This is a genomic window from Planctomycetota bacterium, from assembly GCA_016872555.1.
Taxonomy (GTDB): Bacteria; Planctomycetota; Planctomycetia; order Pirellulales; family UBA1268; genus F1-20-MAGs016.
On record VGZO01000019.1, the window covers coordinates 26,613 to 42,603 of the forward strand.

Here is a 15,991-nt window from a genome sequence, read left to right on the forward strand (position 1 = left end):
CGTGCTTCAGGCGAGGATCGGCTCGACCACCGTCCCTTCGAGGTCGGTGAGCCGGTAGTCGCGGCCGGCGTAGCGGTAGGTGAGCCGCGTGTGGTCGAAGCCGAGGAGCCGGAGCATCGTGGCATGGAGGTCGTGGACGCTGACGGGGTCGTGCACCGCCCGGAACCCGAAGTCGTCGGTAACGCCGTGGACCGTGCCCCCCTTCACGCCCCCTCCGGCGAGCCACAGGGAGAATCCCCAGTGGTTGTGGTCGCGGCCGAGTGACGCCCCGGAGCCGTTCTGCCCCAGCTCCACGCTCGGCGTCCGGCCGAACTCCCCGGTGCACAGCACGAGCGTGTCGGCGAGCATGCCGCGCGCCTTGAGGTCGGCCAGCAGCGCGCCGAGCCCCTGGTCGCACTCGCGGGCGACCCGGGAATGTTCGGCGCGGATGTTGGAGTGGCTGTCCCAGGGCTGGAGATTGCCATGCCAGGTCTGCACGAACCGGACCCCGCGTTCGACGAGGCGCCGGGCAATGAGCAGCTGGCGGTTCTGGAGCCCGTCGCCGTAGGCACGGATGACGTGCTCCGGCTCCTGGCGGACGTCGAAGGCCTCGGCCGCCTCGCGCTGCATCCCGTAGGCCAGTTCGAAGGACCGGATCCGCGCCTCGAGCGCCTCCTCGCCGGGGCGCTCGAGGGCGTGCCGCGCGTTGAGGGAGCGGAGGAGGGCGAACTGGGCCGCCTGGCGTTCGGCGGGGATCCGGCTGTTTCGCACGTGGTCGACCAGTTGCGAGGGGTCCGGTTTCGAGGTGTCGACGTGGGTCCCCTGGTAGGCGCCGGGAAGGAAGGCGCTGCGCCAGTTGCCGGCCCCGCCGACGGGCATCCCGCCGGGAACCAGCGCGACGAAGCCGGGGAGATTGTCGTTCTCCTGCCCCAGCCCCCACGTGAGCCACGACCCGAACGATGGCCGCACCTGCCGCATGTGGCCGGTGTTCATCAGCATCAGCGACATCTCGTGGTTCGGCAGCTCGACGTGCATCGAGCGGATCACCGCCAACTCGTCGGCGTGCCGGGCGAGGCAGGGAAAGATCTCGCTGATCGGGATCCCGGACTCGCCATGGCGTTGGAAGGTGAACGGCGAGGGGAGGGCGACCCCGGTCTTGCGTTCGGTCTGGAGGTTGTCGAAGGGGAGCATCTGCCCGCCGCGTGCCTGCAGCTCGGGTTTCGGGTCGAAGGTGTCGACCTGTGACATGCCGCCGTTCAAGAACACGTGGATCACCCGCTTGGCCCGCGGCGGGAAATGAGGCGTGGCGGCGGACGCCGATCGCCCCAGGAGCCCGGCCAGCGCCAGCGAGCCGAACCCCAGACCCGTCGAACGGAGGATCTGCCGGCGGGAGCGATTCATGGGGCCATCCATCATGCCGCGACCTCGCGCTCGGTCGGCTCAATCGACGAAGTGGAACTCGTTGCCCGCCAGCAGCACGTGGGCCAACCGCGCCCAGGGAATCTCCGCGCCGCCGCCGTCGGTGAGGGCGCCCTGCTCCGCGGCGAGGTAGCCGAGGGCGTCGGCGGTCTCGTCAGGCGCGGGATCGCGTGACACCACGCGCCGGAACAGCCACGCCACGCGCTCCGCCCCCCCCGCGGGCACGGCCCGCGCCGCCGCCACGGCCAGCGCCGCCGCCCGGTCCTGGACGAAGTCGGAGTTGAGGGCGAACAGGGCCTGCTGCGGCACCGTGGTTTCGGGGCGGACGGCGGTGCAGGCGGCCGGATTGCTGCCGTCGAACGTCGCCATCAGCGGGGCGACGACGTCGCGGTTGACGAACCCGTACACCGTCCGTCGCGGGATCGTCGGCACGGCGGCCAGATCGATCGGCGGGCCTCCGGGGGTGGTGTCGAGCTCCTCCGACACGGCGAGCATCGCGTCGCGCATCGCCTCGAGGTCGAGGCGCCTGCGCGGCATCCGCCACAGCGTCTCGTTGTCGGGATCGAGGGCGCGGGCTGCCGGGTCCTCGACCGGGGCGGCGCGGTAGGCGGCGCTCGACATGATCCGCCGGTGGAGGGCCTTGAGAGACCAGCCGTCGTCGCGGAACGCCTCGGCGAGCCAGTCGAGGAGCTCGGGGTGCGTCGGCGACCGGCCGCGCGTCCCGAAGTCGTCGGGGGTCCGCACGAGGCCGACGCCGAAATGATGCTGCCAGGCCCAGTTGACCAGCACGCGGCGGACGAGCGGGTTGTCGGCCGAGACCAGCGCCGTGGCGAGGTCGAGCCGGCGTTGGCCGGGCGTGAACGGTGCGGCATCGGGAGGGGCGAGGATCGTGGGAAAACGGGCGGCGACGGCTTCGCCGCGATCGAGCGGGTTGCCGCGCCGGAGGATCCTCGTCGGCGGGGCGTTGGCCCGCTCGACGAGCGTCATCGCCCGGGGGGGCGACCCGGGCGAGGAGAGGTGGAGATCGTGGATCGCCGCCGCCTTGCCGGCCAGCGCGTCCTGAACGGTGCGGTTGAGGAGTTGGCGGCCGAGGTCGGCGTCGAGGACGGTGGGCGTGCCGGGGGCGAAGAGGTGGTGGCGGAGCTGCCGGCGGATCGGGCTGTTGACCACCAGATGCCGCGGGTCCTCGTCGGTCACGACCCCGTCGCCGACCGCTTCCTCGGCCGCGAGCCGCTGGGCTTCGAGCCACTCGCGGTGAATGCTGCGGAACAGGTCGCCGTAGGCGTCGGCGACGTCGGACAGCGTGGCACACGAGCGGTCGGCGAGGGCGGTGAGAACGAGCGGATTGTGGCGCGGGGCGTCGTCGGACAGACCGTTGCGGGCGGCCGCGGCTGCCGCGTCGCCGTTTTCCGCCCCCAGGGCCGTCACGATCTCGGCGCAGCGCTCGCGGAAGCCGTCGGCCGGCAGGTCGCGGAGCCGGACCCAGGGGCCGAACACCGGATCGTCGGGGCCGATGGCGGCGAGGTACTCGCGCCACCGGTCGAGCAGATGGGGGCGCACGTCGTCGGTGCGGAACGAGAGGAAGGCGCTCGACAGATCCTGCTCGGGCGTGCCCTTGGCGAGCTCGCGGAGGTAGAGGCCGACCTGCATCCGCAGCCGCCCCTCGAGGACGGCGATCTGGTCGCGCGCCATGTCGTCGCGCACCGTCCGCCGCCGGTCGAGCTCGCGTTCGTAGTCGGCGAGTGCCGGGGAGGGGGGCGGCGTGCCGATGACGGGAGGCAGTTCGGGCGGCTTGCTCGGCGCGAACGTGGCGACGAGGGCGTGGTAGTCGGCGGTCGAGATCGGGTCGTACTTGTGGTCGTGGCAGCGGGCGCAGGCGACCGTCAGCCCCATCAGCCCGCGGGTGACGACGTCGACTTGGTCGTCGAGGAGGTCGAAGCGGTTGCGGAACTGCATGCCGACGGTGAGGAACCCGAGCCCCGCCAGCGCCGGGTCGTTGGCTGAAAGGTCCATCTGGTCGGCGGCGACCTGCTCGGTGACGAACCGATCCCAGGGAACGTCGTCGTTGAACGACCGGATCACGTAGTCGCGGTAGGTGAACGAGAAGGGGAACCGCGTGAAGCCGATCGCGCTGCCGCCCTGCGTGTCGGCGTAGCGCGCGATGTCGAGCCAGTGCCGGCCCCAACGTTCGCCGTAGCGGGGCGAGTCGAGGAGCCGGTCGACCACGCGGGCGAAGGCCTCGGCGTCGGGCGCCGGGTCGGCGACGAACGCCACCACCTCGTCCCAGGTCGGGGGGAGGCCGGTGAGGTCGAAGGTCGCCCGCCGGAGGAGCCGGCGGCGGTCGACGAGCGGAGGCTCGGGCAGCCCACGTGACTGCCGAGCGGCAGCGAGAAAGGCGTCGATCGCGGTCGCACCCGGCTGGTCGGTCGCCGGGGGATCGGAGCGGGCGATCGGGCGGAATGCCCAGTGTCCCTCGAACGTCGCACCGGCGGCGATCCAGCCCCGCAGTCGCTCCACCTCGGCGGCCGCGAGACCGGGGCCATGCTCCGGCGGCGGCATCCGCAGGTCCGGATCGGTGGCGGCGACCCGGCGGATCAATTCGCTGTCGTCGGGGCGGCCCGGGGCGATCACCGTGCCGTGGGTGTCGGCGGCGGTGTCGAGCCGCAGGTCGCCCTGCCGGGCCGCGGCATCGGGGCCGTGGCACCCGAGGCAATGCTCGGCGAGCAGGGGGCGGATGTCCCGGTCGTAGTGCGGCTCTGCGGCCGTGGCGGCGGCGAACGCCACCATCGTCGTGATGCCGGCCACCAGTGGGATGCGTTGCGTCTGGGCTCCACGGCACGGGTGCGGGCGAGCGTTCACGGGTCGTCGCCTGGAAGGGAGGGATTTAGTGTACCCTCCGGTCGAGGGCGTCCGGTTGGCGACGGCATCGGCCGAACGACGGTCCGGGACCGGATCTCACGAAGGCGAATCGGAGGCTCCGGAGCCGCGCTGCACAACTTCGCGGGGGCTGACGCGTTGCGTTTATACTCCCTGGCCTCACCGGTGGGGGGCCCGGGCCGAACCGACCACCGCTGGCTTGCGTAGCCACCGATGTCGAGTCACGATTCCCACGCCGCCGCCGACCACGGCCCCGGGCCCGCCCGAGGTCCGGTGCGCCGTCCGAGCGGTTCGGGGAAACGTGGCGAGCAGGCCCTGCCCGCCACCGGTCCGGTGGAGAACGGTGCCCAGCACGACGACGATGCGCCGGCCGCCGCCGGCCCTGGAGGGGACGGCGACGGCGGGCGTTCGTGGGCCGCTGATGACGGACCGGGGCGTCGCGATGGAGATGCGGACGAAGACCTGTTCCGGCGGTTCCGCACCAGCGCCGACGAGTCGGCCTTCGAGCGACTCGTCCACCGGTACGAAACGGAGTTGTTCGGGTACCTGAAGCGCTACCTCGGCAGTGCCGAGATGGCCGAGGACGTGTTTCAGGCGACCTTTCTCCAGGTCTATCTCAAGAAGGAGGGTTTCGACGAGGGCCGACGGTTCCGACCGTGGCTCTACACGATCGCCACGAATCAGGCCATCGACGCCCAGCGCCGCAATCGTCGGCACCGCATGGTCAGCCTCGACCAGCGGACCGGCGACGACGACGTCGGGGCGCTGGTGGAGATGCTTGCGGGGCGGGACGAGACGGCCGACGAGCGGCTCTCCGGGGAGGAGGCCAAGCAGTGGGTCCGCACGGCGGTCGAGGATCTTCCCGACACGCTCCGCGGGGCGCTGCTCTTGGTCTACCACCAGGGGTTGAAATACCGCGAAGCGGCCGACGTCCTCGGTGTGCCGGTGGGCACGGTGAAAAGCCGGCTCCATGCGGCGCTGCTCAAGCTCAACCGTTCGTGGCAGGACAGTGGCAACACTCCATGACCCGCCGTCGGCACCCGGGGCAGGACGAGCACGGTGATCGGGGAATCCCGATGACCGGGCCTCCGCCCCGGTGTTCCACGCCGGCGAACGGGACCGAAGAATCCGCGGCACCAGCTCATCGGACACCAGCATGCGAGACGAACTTGTCGGCTATCTCCTCGAAGCGCTTGACGACGACCAGCGGCAGCGGGTGGACGTGGCGCTCGCCGACGCCGTGACCGGTCCGCCCCTGCGGAAGGATCTCGACCGGCTGCGCCGCGCGGCGACGGTCCTCGAGGCCGACGCGGGCACGGAACGGCCTCCCGAGGGGCTCGCCCGGCGGACCCTGCGGTTCATCGAGAATCACCGTGAAGACGGCCGTCGCCTGAGGCCCCATGCACCTGCGGCGGGTGGCCCGCTGCCCCGGCCGCGGATCTTCAGCGAGGAGCGGGTGCCGCCGCGTGTCCGGTCGCCACGGGTTTGGATCGACCGGGCGATCCTCGCGGCGACCGCGATCGCCGCCAGCGTGTTGTTGATCCCGCTGGTGCTCGACGGGATCGACCAGTCGCGTTCGTTACGCACCCAGCGCAACGTGCAGTCGATCGCCGGCGGACTGGCAGGCTATTCCGAACACCACCGGCGCTTCCCCACTCCCCCCGACTCCGGACCACTGTCGCGTGCCGGCCTCTACGCGCCGACGCTCGTCTCCGAGCACCGCCTCCGCGCCGACGACGGCACGTTCCTCGTGCCCGGGTCCGACCTGGCCAAGCGGAGCCTCGTGATCCCGTCGCTCGACGAGGTGAAGCGCGCCGCGGCAGTGGGCGATGCCGAGGCATTCGATCGGATGGTCCGGTCGATGGGCGGGGATTTCGGCTACACGCTCGGCCATCGCGATCCCACCGGCCGGCTGCAGCCGTTGGTCAACCTGGGTCGCGCCCACCATCCGATCCTTGCCGATGCCCCCGACGACGACGGGCATTGGAGCGGCAACCATCCGCGGCGCACGCACCATGTCCTCTACGAGGACGGCCACGTCGAACGGATCGGTCCCCACGCCCTTCACATCGACGACCATCTGTATCGCAACCACCGTGGCGAGGTCCGCGCCGGTGTCGATGCCGAGGATGCGGTGATCGGCGATTCCCACCATCAGCCGTGATCATGGCGGCAGGCCGAGAGGGCGGCCGAGCCGCTCCGCGATCGTCGCGTCAGGTCAGTTGGGCACGGGCGGCGTCGGCCACTGCCGCGGCGGTGATCCCGAAGTGGGAATACAGTTTCGGGGCCGGAGCCGAGGCACCGAAGCCGTTCATGCCGACGAAGCGGCCGTGGCGTCCGAGCCACTTTTCCCAGCCGAACCCGGCGGCCGCCTCGCAGGCGACACGGGCGCCCACCGCCTCGGGCAGGACCGTCTCGCGGTAGGCCTCGTCTTGGGCCTCGAACAGGTCCCAGCAGGGCATGCTCACGACCCGCGCCCGGATGCCGTCGCGCTCGAGCATGGTCGCGGCCTCGAGGCAGATCCCGACCTCGCTCCCCGTCCCGATGAGGATGCACTGCGGCTTGCCGCCGGTGGCCTCACGGAGAACGTAGGCCCCGCGTGCCGTGCCCGTGGCCGGTCCGAAACCGGTCCGGTCGAGCGTGGGAAGGTTTTGCCGTGAGAGGACGAGCACCGCCGGCCGGTGTGGATCGCGGAGGATCACCCGGTAGGCCTCGGCGACCTCGTTGGCATCGGCGGGACGGAACACGCTGATCCCCGGCACCGCACGGGCGCTGGCGAGCTGCTCGATCGGCTGGTGCGTGGGGCCATCCTCGCCGAGGCCGATCGAGTCGTGCGTCAGCACGTAGATCACGCCGAGGCCGCCGAGCGCCGAGAGCCGAAGGGCCGGCTTGAGGTAGTCGAAGAACACGAAGAACGTCGCGCAGTAGGGTCGCAGCCCCGACAGCGCCATGCCGTTGACGGCCGCGGCCATGCCGTGCTCGCGGATCCCGAAGTGGAAATTGCGCCCCGTGGGATCCTCGGCAGAAAAGTCGCCGGCCCCCGGGACGAGCGTCATCGTCGACGGGGCGAGGTCGGCCGAACCGCCGAGGAACCAGGGAATCGCGCCGCTGAGGGCCTGGATCACCTTGCCGCTCGACACCCGGCTGGCGAGACCCTTGGGATCGGCGGGGAAGACAGGGATCGCCGCTTCCCAGCCGGCAGGCAGCTTTCCGGCCAGCAGCGTGTCGAGCTCGGCGACCAGATGCGGAGCGTGGGAGCGGACCTGGTCGCGTGCCGTGTTCCAGGCGACGCGGGCCGCGGCGCCGCGGCTTCCCAACGTGGCGGCGAACCGCTCGGGGACCTCGGCAGGCACGTGGAAGGTGCCGTCGACGGGCCACCCGTAGGCCGCCTTGGCGCCGCGGATCTCGTCGGCACCCAGCGGCGCGCCGTGCGCCTCGTGCGAGCCCGCTTTCTTCGGCGCACCGTAGCCGATCACGCTCTTGACGATCACCAGCGTCGGGCGTTTGGTCTCGGAGCGGAACGCCGTCAGGGCCCGGTGGATGGCCGCGGTGTCGTTGGCGTCGGCGACCCGTTCGATCCGCCAGCCGAGGGCCGCGAATCGCCCCGCCACGTCCTCGGTGTAGGCGAGGTGCGTCTCACCCTCGATCGTGATCGAGTTGTCATCGTAGATCCAGCACAGGTTGGCCAGGCCGAGGTGCCCGGCGAGCGACGCCGCCTCGGCGGCGACGCCCTCCATCAGGTCGCCGTCGCTGCACAGCACGTAGGTGTCGTGGTCGAAGAGCCTCGCGCCGGGGACGCCGTACCGGCTTCCCAGCCAGCGCGCGGCGATCGCCATCCCGACCGAGTTGCCACAGCCCTGGCCGAGCGGCCCGGTGGTCGTCTCGATGGCGGCGATGAGGTGGTGCTCGGGATGGCCTGCACAGACGCTGTCGAGCTGGCGGAAGCCGCGGATCGCCTCGAGGCTGACCGCCGGCTCCGCGCTGCCGGCCGAGCGGCGGACACCGGCGAGGTGGAGCAGCGCGTAGATCAGCATCGACGCGTGGCCGCAGGAGAGGACGAACCGGTCGCGGTCGGGCCAGGCGGGATCGTGCGGATCGTAGCGGAGGAAGTCACGCCACAGCGTGTAGGCCACCGGGGCCAGCGCCATCGGCGTGCCCGGATGGCCGCTCTTGGCGGCCTCGACGGCGTCCATCGCCAGCGTCCGGATCGTGTCGATGGCGAGCCGGTCGGTGGCGTCGAAGGGGAGCGGCCGAGTGGGGGTGGCCATCGATGTCGGTCCTCCGGGGTGGATCGCGCGCAGGGAGTGTACCACTCACCGCACCGCGGCCGCCGCCGAGTCGGCCGCGGCGAGGTGGCGACGGAACTGCTCGTCGAGCTCGGCGTGGCTCGAGTCGCAGAGCTTCTCGAGGCTGTCGGCCGTGGCGGTGCCGGTGTAGACGCGCACCAGATACTCGATGAACGCCGCGCGGTAGCGGCCGTCCCGTCCGTTCATGAAGAAGTCGGCGAGGCCGGAGATCTGGCTGTAGATCGGTGCCAGCCGCTGATCGGCCTGGAATTCACGCCGGCCGAGCGCCGCCAGCTCGCCGAGCGGCACCTGGAAGCCGTCCTCGAGGACGCGCTCGCGGGCCGCCGGCATCCGCCCGGCGTCGGGGCCGCCGAGCGTCCAGCCGTACGGCGTCGCCACGAGGCTCTCCATGTAGCAGGCGGCGGCCTCGATCGCCCAGAACCCGACGCGCTCGCCGGCCAGTCGGCTGATCGGCCGCGTCTCGGCGAACAGTTGGTGCGTGCATTCGTGGCGGACGGTACGGGCCGTCTCCGCGGCTGTGTCCGCGTCGGCGGCGGTGATGAACCACGCGGTCTTCGTCGGCGCCCAGTACATCCCGTCGGTGCGGCCGACGGCCGGCTCGACCGACTCCAGGCCCCGGACGTATTCGTCGCGGTCGCGGACGAGGGTGGCGGCGAAACCGTCGAGCACCGGCGGTCGCCCGCGCCCCTCGAACCACCGCTCCCGTTCCGACGGCTCGGCCCGGTACGCTCCGAACGCCTGCTGCCACGCCGCCCATGCCTCCTCGACGGTCCGCGCCAGGTCCGCCGCCGCGGTGAGGTCGGCCGTCGTCGCGATCCGCCAGTGGTCGCTCTCGAAGCGCAGCGGCCGTTGCAGCGACCTCTCGCGCTGCTCGGCCGCAACGGCATCGACCCAGCGGCCGAGATCGTAGCGCTCGCCGGCGCGGTAGCGGGCGAGCCGGCCACGTGGCAGCCAGCCGAACGCCGGGTCGTAGTCTTCGCCACGGTCGAGCCGTCGGTCGACCTCGACGAGCACCCAGCGGCCGTCGCGCTCGACCCAGCCGCCGGCGCGGCGGGCGCGGGCGTGGGACGGATCGTCGCGGAGCGCGAGATGGAGCAACCGGACCGCTTCGCAGCCCTGGTCGGGCCAGGGGGGAGCGGCGGCGGTGTCGGTGCCCCGCCGGGGCGTGGCGGCATGGGCGCGGGCCGCCGCGGCGGCCACGGCGAACAGGGCGTCGGCGTGGGCGCGGCGCGCGGCGATGAAGTCGTCCCACAGGCCGCGGGACAGGTCTCCCTCGAGCCACTCGGGCACCACCAGGGACTCGGCGATGGCGACGATCTGCTGGCGCCCCGCGGCGGCGGGCAGCGGCCAGGCGGCGACGAGGTCTGCCAACCGCTCCTGGCCGACGCGCCGGCAGCGGCGCACGAGATCGTCGAGCGCCGCCGCGAAGCGCTCGTCGAGTTCCGGCAGCGAAGCCGGGCGGTCGGCCGCGCCGCCGCCGCGGGCCACGAGCGCTCCGGGGAGCAGGGCCGCCGCCCGCAGGGCGTGGCGCCGGGACCGAAGAGACCCGTGGTCCGGCATCACGCCTCCCGGCTGAAAGCGGCGTCGAAGGCACGACGGGCGGTCGGGAAGTCGAGCGTACGGACGAAACCGGCCGCCTCGGCGGCGCCATGCTCGCGGTCCATGCCGCTGTCCTCCCACTCGACCGACAGCGGACCGCCGTAGCCGATCCGATTGAGCGCGCGGATGACCGCCTCGAAGTCGATCGCACCCCTCCCCGGCGAGCGGAAGTCCCAGCCCCGGCGTGGATCGCCGAAGGGAAGATGGCTGCCGAGGATCCCGCTGCTGCCGTCGAGCGTGGTGGCGGCGTCTTTGACGTGGACGTGGTGGATCCGGTCGGGGAAGGCGCCGATGAACGCCACGGGATCGACTCCCTGCCAGTGGAGGTGGCTGGGGTCGAAGTTGAATCCGAATTCGTCGCGGCGCCCGATCGCGTCGAGCGCCCGGGCCGCGGTCACGGTGTCGTAGGCGATCTCGCCGGGATGGACCTCCAGTGCGAAGCGCACGCCGCACTCGGCGAACACGTCGAGGATCGGATTCCAGCGTTCGGCGAACGCGCGGAATCCCTCCTCGATCCACTCCGGGGGCACCGGGGGAAACGAGTACAGCAGCGGCCAGATCGACGAGCCGGTGAAGCCGCAGACGACCGCGACGCCGAGCCGGCGCGCGGCCCGGGCCGTCTCCATCATCTCGGCGGCGGCGCGGCGGTTGACCCCCACCGGGTCGCCGTCGCCCCAGACATGGGGCGGGAGGATCGCCCGGTGGCGGTCGTCGATCCGGTCGCAGACGGCCTGGCCGACGAGGTGGGAGGAGATCGCGTGCACGCACAGCTCGTGGCGCTCGAGCGTGTCGCGGATCGCCGCGCAGTAGCCGGTCTCGGCGACGGCACGGCGGACGTCGAAGTGGTCGCCCCAGCAGGCCAGCTCGAGGCCGTCGAAGCCGAACGACCGCGCCTTGCGGGCGAGATCTTCCAGCGGCAGGTCGGCCCACTGGCCGGTGAACAGGGTGACGGGGCGGGGCATGGGGGCGGGTCCGGTGGATGAGAAAACCAAGTCTGCCAGCTTCCCAGGGGCGCGGAAAAGACCGCCAGCGGCCCCGGGGTGCCGGCTCAGGTGCGGAGCACGCGCCGCAGCAGCCACGCCCCCCACAGGCAGACCAGCACGTTGCCCGTCCAGACGGCCACCGGCGGGACCGAGCCCGACTTGGCCTGCGAGACCCCGAACATGAACACCGGGTAGTAGACCAGGAGGATCGGCAGGAAGCAGAGGAAGAAGCTCGTGAGGAAGTCGGCGTTGCGCAGCCGGATCGCCATCGGCGCCCCGACGAGCACGAAGCACAGCGCCGAGAAGCCGTTGGCCCACCGGCGCCACGGCTCCATCACGATCCGGTGGTAGCGGCCGCGCTCGGCGGCGGCGACGCCGCGCTCGTGCTCCACCGCGCGCGGCAGCGTGCCCTCCAGACGCCCCTCGAGGAGGGCCAGGGCGCGCTTGCCGGCGGCCAGTTGCTCGATGCGGCTGATGCGCTCCGCCTGCTCGACGCGCGCCGCGGCGAAGTCGGCCATCGCGATCTCCGACGGGCTCGTCGAGCCCCCGCCCTTGCGGCTCACGGCGTCGAGGGGCAACTCGCGTTCGATGGTGTCGGGGAACACCGCCTTGACGTCGCCGACATGGAGGGTGCCGTTGCGGCACAGCACGGTGAGCGTGCCGGCGTCCGGATTGGCGCGGAGCTCGGCGGCCGCCGCCGAGATCGTCACCGCCGGGCCGCCGCCCGACGGCTGGATCGAGAGCGTCGGCCGGACCAGCGTCCGCCCCTCGACGGCCTTGACGTTGATCGAGACCTGTGCGGTGGCGTAGGCGCGCTGCTGCCGCAGCCGCCCGTAGATGATGTCCTCGACGCTGGAGACGATCACGCGGCGGACACCGTCGCGCCCCCACGACACGGCCACGTCGTTGAGCCACACCGACACCAGGCTCACCGCCACCGCCAGCCCGAGCGCCGGGCGGATCGCCGCCAGCGGGGTGATGCCCGCCGCCTTGAGCGCCGTGATCTCGTTGGCCGCGGACATCCGCCCGAACACGCTGGCGACCGCGAACAGCATCGTCCCCGGCACCGCGAACCGCATCGCCTCGGGGAGGATGTACGGCACCAACGCCACGATCTGCACCAGCCCCAGCCCCTGCTGCTGCGCCTCCTTCACCAGCCCGACGACGAGCATGAACAGCGTCAGCGCCCCGAGGGCCACGAGGAACACCCGGAGCAGCTCGCGGAGCACGTAGCGCGTGATGATCGTCATGCCGGCCCCCGCGGCATGGGTGGCGTGCCGATCCCCGTCGTCCCGCCGGTGGTGTCGCCGCCCCGCGCCGCCTCGAGCGACCGCATGTAGATCGCGACCGCGGCCGCGATCTCCGCCAGGGCCTCGCCGACCGCCTGCCCGGCGCCGCGCTGGCGGGCCCGGGCGAGATGCTCGAGGGTCCGCAGGCGCTGCGGTTCGTCGAGGCCGTCGGAGGCGGACTCGATGCTGCCCACGATCCCCTCGAGGAGGGCCGGGCGCGGGCTCGAGTCGTACGACCGGTAGGGTGCGCGGCCGAGGCGCCCGCCGGGCTGGAGGACGAAGCGACCGCCGACGTCGGCCGGGAGGAAGCCGAGGATCGCCACCGCCAGCGCGCCGAACGCGACGACCAGCGCCAGCGCGCTGATCGCCCAGCAGACCGGTCGCCACGGTTCCGGAAGCCGCGTCGTGAGGTCGCTCCACGGGCTCACCAGCAGCGACACGAACAGCCCCACGGCCGACGCCGCCAGCGGCCACCAGGCCGGGCGCGTCGGCTGCCGCGGGGTGGGGTCCTCGTCGGTGAGCGGCCAGTCGTCGGCGCGGCGGTGGCGTGGCGACACCTCCTCCGCGCCGGCCCGGGCGACGATCACCGTGACGTTGTCGGGACCGCCACGGATCAGCGCCAGGCCGAGGAGCGTGGCGGCCGCGGCACGCGGCTCGAGCCCGGCCGCGAGGAGGCCGATTTCCTCGTCGGCGACCTGGCCGGAGAGGCCGTCGCTGCAGAGGACGAAGACGTCGCCGGCCTCGACCCCGAACGGGCCCTCGAGGTCGACGTCGACGCACGGATGCGGGCCCATCGAGCGCGTGATGATGTTGCGCGGTGCCGCGCCGGCCTGCACGCGCGACAGTCCGCCGCTGGCCTCGAGATCCCAGACGAGCGAGTGGTCACGCGTCAGTTGGTCGATCGTGCCGCGCCGGACGCGGTACACACGGCTGTCGCCGACATGGGCCACGAGGGCCCCGCGCGGAAGGAGGACGAGCACCGAGCAGGTGGTGCCCATCCCGCGGAACTCGGCGGCGTTCTCGCCGCGCTGGTGGATCTCGCCATTGACCTGCTCCAGCGCCCGCCGCAGGGCCAGGGGGGGCGAATGCTCGGCGGTCTTCTCGTAGACCAGCGGCACCTGGCGCGCGGCGATCGAACTGGCCAGTTCACCGGCGGCATGGGCCCCCATCCCGTCGGCGACGAGGAACAGCCACCCGCGCGCCTGGTACTGCTGGGGGTCGGCGGGGGGGAGAACGGCCCGGGAATCCTGGTTGGAGGCGCGGCGGCGGCCGACGTCGGACAGGTCGTGACAGACGAGGCTCGTGCCGTATCCCACGCCTTGTCCCGCCTGGGTGTACCGTCAGGAATTGGGGAACGGCGGGATTCTAACCCCGGCGACCCGGCCGTCGCGATACGGCTCGACGGACGAACTGTCCGTGGACAAAGCCCTCCATGGCCTTTGTCCACTGAGGCGACCGCGGGAAACGCCGAGGGTTTCCCGGGTCGCCGTCGGCCGCATCCGGCGGCCGATCACTTTTTTCCACGGGCTGCTAACCGGGTCCGGCCCGGATGATCTGGTGGGGTACCGCGGCGCCTGCTAGGGTCCGCGCCATGGCCATCCCCTGCCCGCCGCCGTCCGCCGCTGCCCGCCGCCCGTTTCCGGCCCGTGCCCTCGCGGTCGCTGCGGTGCTGGGCCTCCTCACCGGTGCCGGTGGCTGCGTGCAGCGGCGGATGACGATCCGCAGCACTCCCCCGGGGGCACTGGTCTACGTCGATGATTATCAGCTCGGCCAGGCGCCGGTATCGACCGACTTCATTTATTACGGCACCCGCAAAATCCGTCTGGTCAAGGATGGCTACGAAACGCTCACCGTCCGCCAGCCGTTCCCCCATCCGTGGTACCAGGTGTTCCCCCTCGACTTCGTCACCGAGAACCTCTGGCCATGGGAGATCCGCGACGAGCGCGTCGTCGATCTGACGATGGTTCCCGCCGCGGCGATCCCCGCCGAGGACGTCGCCGCCCGTGCCGAGCAGGCCCGGCTCGCCGCCGGTAGCCTGCCGACTCCGCCACCGCTGGCCCCACGGCTCGCTCCGGCCCCGGTGCCCGCGCCGAGCCCGGCGTTCGGCCCGGCAGGTTCGCCGCCTCCACCACCGCTGTCGTTCCCGCAGCCGGCCCTGCAAGCGCCTCTGCAAAACGCCCCCGGGCAGGGGCTACCGAGCCTCGGCGCTCCGCCGCTCATGCAATAATCGGGCATGCGGCCGCTGCCCACGCCCCCTTCCCGAGATCGCGCCGACCTCGACCGGGTCAAGCTCGCGCGTCTGCGGGAGCTCCTCGGGACGGTGCTTCCCGCCAACCGCTTCTACGCCAGCAAGCTCGGCGCCCGCCGAGCACCGACAGCGCTTGCCGACCTGGCCGACTGGCCGTTCACCACCAAGGAGGAGCTCGTCTCCGGCGCCGCCGACTCCGGTCTCCCCGCCAACCTCACCTGGGATCCCGACCGGTATGTGCGCTACCACCAGACCAGCGGCACGCACGGCCGGCCCCTGCCGATCCTCGACGCGGCAGCCGACTGGGAATGGTGGATGGCGTGCTGGCAGACGGTGCTCGGCCGCGGCGCGGTCGGCCCCGGCGACCGCGTGCTGGTCGCCAGTTCGTTCGGGCCGTACCTCGGGTTCTGGAGTGGGTTCGAGGGGGTGATCGCCGCCGGCGCCCTGGCGATCCCGGCGGGGGGGATGTCGTCACAGGCGCGCTTGGCATTGGCCCGGAGCACGAACGCCACCGTGCTGCTGGCGACCCCCAGCTACGCGCTGCACCTGGCGGAGGTGGCCGGCGTTACGGGCGACGACCTGACAACGCTGGCGGTGCGGCTGGTGGTGGTCGCCGGCGAGCCCGGGGGATCGGTGCCGGCGGTGCGCGCGGCGCTGCGGCGCGCGTGGGGGGCGGACGTGCTCGATCACGCCGGTGCCAGCGAGGTCGGGCCGTGGGGCGTCGGCAGCACCGGCGGAGCCATCAACGCGACGCCCGACCTCGAGGTGATCGAGGAGTGGTTCCACCCCGAGTTCATCCCCCTGCCCCCCGCCAGCGCCGACGATCCCGGCGGTCTGGCCGAGTTGGTCCTCACCACGCTCGGCCGTGCCGGGGCGCCGGTGATCCGCTACCGCACCGGCGACATCGTCCGGCCGCGCTGGCCGACGGCGACCGAGGTCGAGGCGGGGGCGTCGCCCTGGGTGCGCCTCGCCGGGGGCGTGCTCGGACGGACCGACGACATGCTCGTCATCCGCGGGGTGAATGTCTTCCCGTCGGCGATCGACGGGATCGTCCGCGCCTTCCCCGACGTCGTCGAGTACCGGCTCACGGTCGATCGCGACGGCGCCCTCGACCGGCTCGCCGTCGAGATCGAGGACCGGCTCCACGCGCCGGCGCGCGTCGCCGACGAGCTGCACATCCGTCTCGGCCTGCGCGTCGACGTCACCGAGGTGCCGGCCGGGGCGCTGCCGCGCTGCGAAGGGAAGGGGCGCCGGGTCGTCGACCGGCGCCGGCACCGCTGACCGTCCGGT

The 15,991-nt window shown here is 72.6% G+C and carries 11 protein-coding genes; 4 read left to right on the forward strand and 7 right to left on the reverse strand.

Translation table 11 applies throughout. The annotated features are described in order from the left end of the window. Window positions 1–6: 6 nt before the first annotated feature. The gene (locus FJ309_08370; protein MBM3954612.1) at window positions 7–1,380 is read right to left on the reverse strand and encodes a DUF1501 domain-containing protein; all 1,374 of its coding nucleotides are present in this window, start codon (window positions 1,378–1,380) and stop codon (window positions 7–9) included. A gap of 39 nt (window positions 1,381–1,419) precedes the next feature. Beyond that, window positions 1,420–4,203 carry a DUF1553 domain-containing protein gene (locus tag FJ309_08375; GenBank protein ID MBM3954613.1) on the reverse strand — a complete coding sequence of 928 codons (2,784 nt, stop codon included), beginning with the start codon at window positions 4,201–4,203 and terminating at the stop codon, window positions 1,420–1,422. A 405-nt stretch (window positions 4,204–4,608) separates the two neighbouring features. On the opposite strand from FJ309_08375, the gene FJ309_08380 reads away from it, so the two are divergent. Together FJ309_08380 and FJ309_08385 are read left to right on the forward strand one after the other, a co-directional pair. Next, window positions 4,609–5,301: an RNA polymerase sigma factor gene (locus FJ309_08380; GenBank protein ID MBM3954614.1), complete on the forward strand. Its 693-nt coding sequence runs from the start codon at window positions 4,609–4,611 to the stop codon at window positions 5,299–5,301. A 130-nt stretch (window positions 5,302–5,431) separates the two neighbouring features. Next, on the forward strand, window positions 5,432–6,439 hold the full coding sequence (locus FJ309_08385) for a hypothetical protein (protein ID MBM3954615.1): 1,008 nt from the start codon (window positions 5,432–5,434) through the stop codon (window positions 6,437–6,439). A gap of 49 nt (window positions 6,440–6,488) precedes the next feature. Here FJ309_08385 and tkt read toward each other — a convergent pair whose 3' ends face one another. The 5 genes from tkt to FJ309_08410 all read right to left on the reverse strand — a co-directional run bounded on the left by tkt (window position 6,489) and on the right by FJ309_08410 (window position 13,769). Beyond that, window positions 6,489–8,543: a transketolase gene (tkt, locus tag FJ309_08390; protein ID MBM3954616.1), complete on the reverse strand. Its 2,055-nt coding sequence runs from the start codon at window positions 8,541–8,543 to the stop codon at window positions 6,489–6,491. 45 nt (window positions 8,544–8,588) lie between these two features. Further along, entirely contained in the window at window positions 8,589–10,142 is a 1,554-nt protein-coding gene (locus FJ309_08395; protein ID MBM3954617.1) for a hypothetical protein, read from the reverse strand. After that, window positions 10,142–11,143, reverse strand: a complete 1,002-nt coding sequence (locus FJ309_08400; GenBank protein MBM3954618.1) for a sugar phosphate isomerase/epimerase — start codon at window positions 11,141–11,143, stop codon at window positions 10,142–10,144. The genes FJ309_08395 and FJ309_08400 overlap by 1 nt, the downstream gene beginning before the upstream one ends. Window positions 11,144–11,229: 86 nt before the next feature. Continuing rightward, window positions 11,230–12,414 carry a YjgP/YjgQ family permease gene (locus FJ309_08405; GenBank protein ID MBM3954619.1) on the reverse strand — a complete coding sequence of 395 codons (1,185 nt, stop codon included), beginning with the start codon at window positions 12,412–12,414 and terminating at the stop codon, window positions 11,230–11,232. Further along, the gene (locus FJ309_08410; protein ID MBM3954620.1) at window positions 12,411–13,769 is read right to left on the reverse strand and encodes a hypothetical protein; all 1,359 of its coding nucleotides are present in this window, start codon (window positions 13,767–13,769) and stop codon (window positions 12,411–12,413) included. The genes FJ309_08405 and FJ309_08410 overlap by 4 nt, the downstream gene beginning before the upstream one ends. Window positions 13,770–14,044: 275 nt before the next feature. On the opposite strand from FJ309_08410, the gene FJ309_08415 reads away from it, so the two are divergent. Both FJ309_08415 and FJ309_08420 read left to right on the forward strand, forming a co-directional pair. Beyond that, a complete protein-coding gene (locus FJ309_08415) occupies window positions 14,045–14,680 on the forward strand; it encodes a PEGA domain-containing protein (protein MBM3954621.1) in 636 nt (211 codons plus the stop codon). 6 nt (window positions 14,681–14,686) lie between these two features. Beyond that, entirely contained in the window at window positions 14,687–15,982 is a 1,296-nt protein-coding gene (locus FJ309_08420) for a phenylacetate--CoA ligase (protein ID MBM3954622.1), read from the forward strand. Window positions 15,983–15,991: the final 9 nt, after the last annotated feature.